This window comes from Microvirga sp. P4_G7 (assembly GCF_056401005.1).
On record NZ_JBFUKD010000366.1, the window covers coordinates 1 to 3708 of the forward strand.

3 protein-coding genes are annotated in these 3708 nt (G+C 62.9%); all 3 read right to left on the reverse strand.

Features of this window, described 5'->3' with window-relative positions; all coding sequences use genetic code 11:
- Nucleotides 1-235: 235 nt before the first annotated feature.
- The 3 genes from AC1DT3_RS14655 to AC1DT3_RS14665 all read right to left on the reverse strand — a co-directional run bounded on the left by AC1DT3_RS14655 (nt 236) and on the right by AC1DT3_RS14665 (nt 3439).
- The gene (locus tag AC1DT3_RS14655; RefSeq protein ID WP_477465979.1) at nt 236-1138 is read right to left on the reverse strand and encodes a LysR family transcriptional regulator; all 903 of its coding nucleotides are present in this window, start codon (nt 1136-1138) and stop codon (nt 236-238) included.
- Nucleotides 1139-1445: 307 nt separating this feature from the next.
- Nucleotides 1446-2639 carry a DNA methyltransferase gene (locus AC1DT3_RS14660; protein WP_477465980.1) on the reverse strand — a complete coding sequence of 398 codons (1194 nt, stop codon included), beginning with the start codon at nt 2637-2639 and terminating at the stop codon, nt 1446-1448.
- 158 nt (nt 2640-2797) lie between these two features.
- Nucleotides 2798-3439: a ribonuclease HII gene (locus AC1DT3_RS14665; protein ID WP_477465981.1), complete on the reverse strand. Its 642-nt coding sequence runs from the start codon at nt 3437-3439 to the stop codon at nt 2798-2800.
- Between the last annotated feature and the right edge of the window lie 269 nt (nt 3440-3708).

Below are 3708 nucleotides of genomic sequence, written 5' to 3' on the forward strand. Positions count from 1 at the left end.
GCCGTCCACCGGGCACGATCTGCCAGAGGCCTACAGCGTCGTAAGGTAGTTCGTTCGCCACCTGTTTGACGTACTCGCTCAAGGGCTCACCGGAACGTCTGTCGCGGGGTTCTTCACTCATAACGATCCAACGTTGCAATATCCAATCTGTTTATGGAACAAATAGAGAACATTGTCAAGTCTGGGATCGGGATCTCGGCAGGGGAGGTCGGCCGGGCAGGTCGGCCGGATTGGTTCAGGCGTCGTCGCCGCTCAGCACTTTGCCCTGCACCTTGAACAGGGCGGCGATGGCGTTGGCGACGCGCTTCACATTGGCACGGTTGCGGCTTCGTTGGTGCGTGAGGAGAAAGACGTCCTCGACCAGATCCGGGTGAGGCGGGGCGACGCGCACGAGATCGGGATCGGTGTCCCCGAGCCAACACGGCAGGACGGCGGCGCCGAGGCCGGCCTTGGCGGCCTGGTAGCGAATCGGCATATCGCCGATGCGGGCGGCGATGGTGAGGCCTTGCGCGAATTCGGTCGCGTAAGCGGCCTGCAGCGACAGAGCCGGATCTTCGGTCGGGATGATCATCGCCTCCGGTTCGGGCGAGATGCTGTAGATCGCGAAGGCGATGACGCCGATCTTGCGGGCGACGAGCGCTTCGTCCGCCTCCGGCAAGCGCCGCATGCGCAAAGCGATATCCGCCTCGCCGATGGCGAGATCGAGACGGCGGCGCGTCGGGATGTACGAGATTTCCGTCGGGGCCGCCGCTCGGGCGAGATCGGCCGCGTGGGATGACAGGAACATCGTGGCGGAGGCGGTTGCGGTGACGCGCACCGGCGCCTCCGGATCGGGCCGATAGGCCGCAGCGGTTTTCGGCACGGCGCCGGCCGCTTCGGCCATCGGGGAGGCGGCTTCGAGGATCGCCCTGCCGGCCTCGGTGAGATCGAGCCGGTTGGGGCCGCGCTGGAACAGCACGACGCCGAGCGCTTCTTCGAGCGCACGAATGCGCCGCGCGATGGTGGGTTGGCTTTGTCCGAGGGATTTCCCGGCTCCGTTCATCGATCCATGAGCCACCACGGCCAGGAAGATCTTGAGATCGTCCCAGGACGGGTCGGCCGCGGAGAACCCGGAAGCGTCGACAACAGAAGGAGCCATGAAACGATGCTAAAACTCTTCGGGCGGATCGGCATAGGGGCCTCGGGCGCTAAGGGCGAATTGTGCCCCCCTAATTCGCCTGAAGCGCCTGGCGACGCAGCCCGCCAACTTCACGCCGCTACCCCACGCTCTTGAGCATGTTCCTCGTTGTTGCCGAGCTGTTGGCCGATCGTTCACGTTACTTACTTTACGTAAGGTGACCTATGTGAACAGAGAGGGATCGGCGGGCCGCGGCGACGAGATCGCGGCCCGTAAAAGGCGAGAAAGCAAGGGCGAAACGCAAGCGCGAGAATCAAACGATTCTCTGTCAGGCGGCGAGATCCGCTCTGACCTTGGCGCGGAAATCGTCGATGGAGACGAGGCGGCCCTCGCGTTCCACATGCCAGAAGGTCCAGCCGTTGCAGGCCGGAAGCCCCTGCACCAAGGAGCCGACTTTGTGGATCGAGCCGATGATGGCGCCGAGTGACAGGGTGCCGTCGGCGCGGATCGTCGCCGAATAGCGGCGGCGTTCATCGACCATCACCTCGCCTGGCCGCACATGCCCCCCTTCGATGAGCGACAGGAACGGCACGCGCATCTCGGCACGCTTTTCAGGCGGCGCGGCGATGGAGACATCGGAGAGAGGGATCGCCGCATCGATGCGTGCGCGAGCCGCCTTGGCGTAGGTCGGATCCCGCTCGAGGCCGATGAAATGACGTCCGAGTTTCTTCGCCACGGCGCCGGTGGTGCCGCTGCCGAAGAAAGGATCGAGCACCACGTCGCCCGGGTTCGACGAGGACAGCAGGATACGGGCGAGCAGCGCTTCCGGCTTTTGCGTCGGATGCACCTTGCGGCCGTTCTCGTCCTTCAAGCGCTCCTCGCCCGTGCAGAGCGGGATGAACCAGTCGGAGCGCATCTGAAAATCTTCGTTGCCGGCCTTCAGCGCTTCGTAGTGGAAGGTGTAGCTTTTCGCTTCCGCGCTTTTCGACGCCCAGATCATGGTCTCGTGCGCGTTGGTGAAGCGACGACCGCGGAAGTTCGGCATCGGGTTGGCCTTGCGCCAGACGATGTCGTTCAGGAGCCAGAAGTTCAGATCCTGCAACGCGGATCCGACGCGGAAGATGTTGTGATAGGAGCCGATCACCCACAACGTCGCGTTCTTCTTCATCACGCGGCGTACGCCGAGAAGCCAAGCGCGGGTGAAGGCGTCGTATTCGGAAAAGCTCGCGAACTTGTCCCAATCATCGTCGACCGCGTCCACAAGCGAGTGGTCCGGGCGCGTCAGGGTTTGTTCGAGCTGAAGATTATAGGGCGGGTCGGCGAAGACCACGTCCACGCTCTCGGGCGGCAGCTTCGCCAGATTGGCGATGCAGTCGCCCAGGAGAATCTGGTCGATGGGAAGGGAGGGCGAGACGGAAAGGGGGCTCTTGAGCCCCGTCCGAGGCGCCGGCGCGGTCCGCCCGGTACGCGAGACACTGATCCGGGAGGTGGCGCCGGCAGCCCCGGTACGCGAGGTACCCATGGGTGTTCACCGGTTACGCAACTGACAATCCGGATCATGGCTCGTTAGGGTAAAGATGAGGTTTCCAGCTGAGAAAAAATGCGTCTTATTTTGGGTCGGCAAATCTTTCCTACCCATTGTTTTTATTGAGTTTTTATCTTAACGGGCGTTAAGGTCGGTTACAGATCCAGTAACCCTTGGCGCAACGGCGAAAAACTCAGCCGATGAAACGGGCAAGGCCCGGCGCTGGCGAGTGCCGAAAGATGAGCCTTCGTGCTGTAGCCGGCATTGGTGTGGAACCCGTAGACCGGATAGATCGCGCCGAGACGCGCCATCAACCGGTCGCGCACCACTTTGGCGACGATCGATGCCGCCGCGATCGAGGCGACGAGGCCGTCGCCGCCGATGATCGTCTCGACCCGACAGGGCAGCTTCGGCGGATCGTTGCCGTCGACGAGGGCGAGATCCGGCTTGCATGGGAGAGCGGCCAGCGCCCGGCACATGGCGAGCAGAGACGCTTGCCGGATATTGATGGTGTCGATCTCGTCGTGGGAAATCGAGGCGATCCCCACTTCGGCTTTCGCCAGGATTTCCCCAAAGAGCGCTTCGCGCGCATCGGCGCTCAGCACTTTCGAATCCGCCAATCCCTTCGGCACCGCCTTCGGATCGAGAACGACGGCGGCCGACACGACCGGTCCCGCCAGAGGCCCACGACCGACTTCGTCGAGCCCTGCGATACAGCGATGTCCCGCCGCATAGAGGGCGCGCTCCCGCTTGAACCGCAGGCCATTGGTCGAGGTTTGGCGAATCACGATCGTCATTCCCCAAACCAAAGCGCCAACGTGAACGATTGTCACCTCGGAAGATGGAGGCGGCCCGCGGTTTCCGTTACGTGCTATTGTCAAGCGAGGTCTGGGACACCAATATCGGACTTTGGATGGGAGTTGAGAAATGGCGTGGCTCAAGAAAGATGCGAGCCTTATTCACGGTCGGACGCCAGACGCCAAAAGCTGGATCCGCCGGGATTCGAACGATCGCGTCGCCGACGCTAGCTCGCAAGGTGTAGTTACCACACGCGACTATCCTGGGA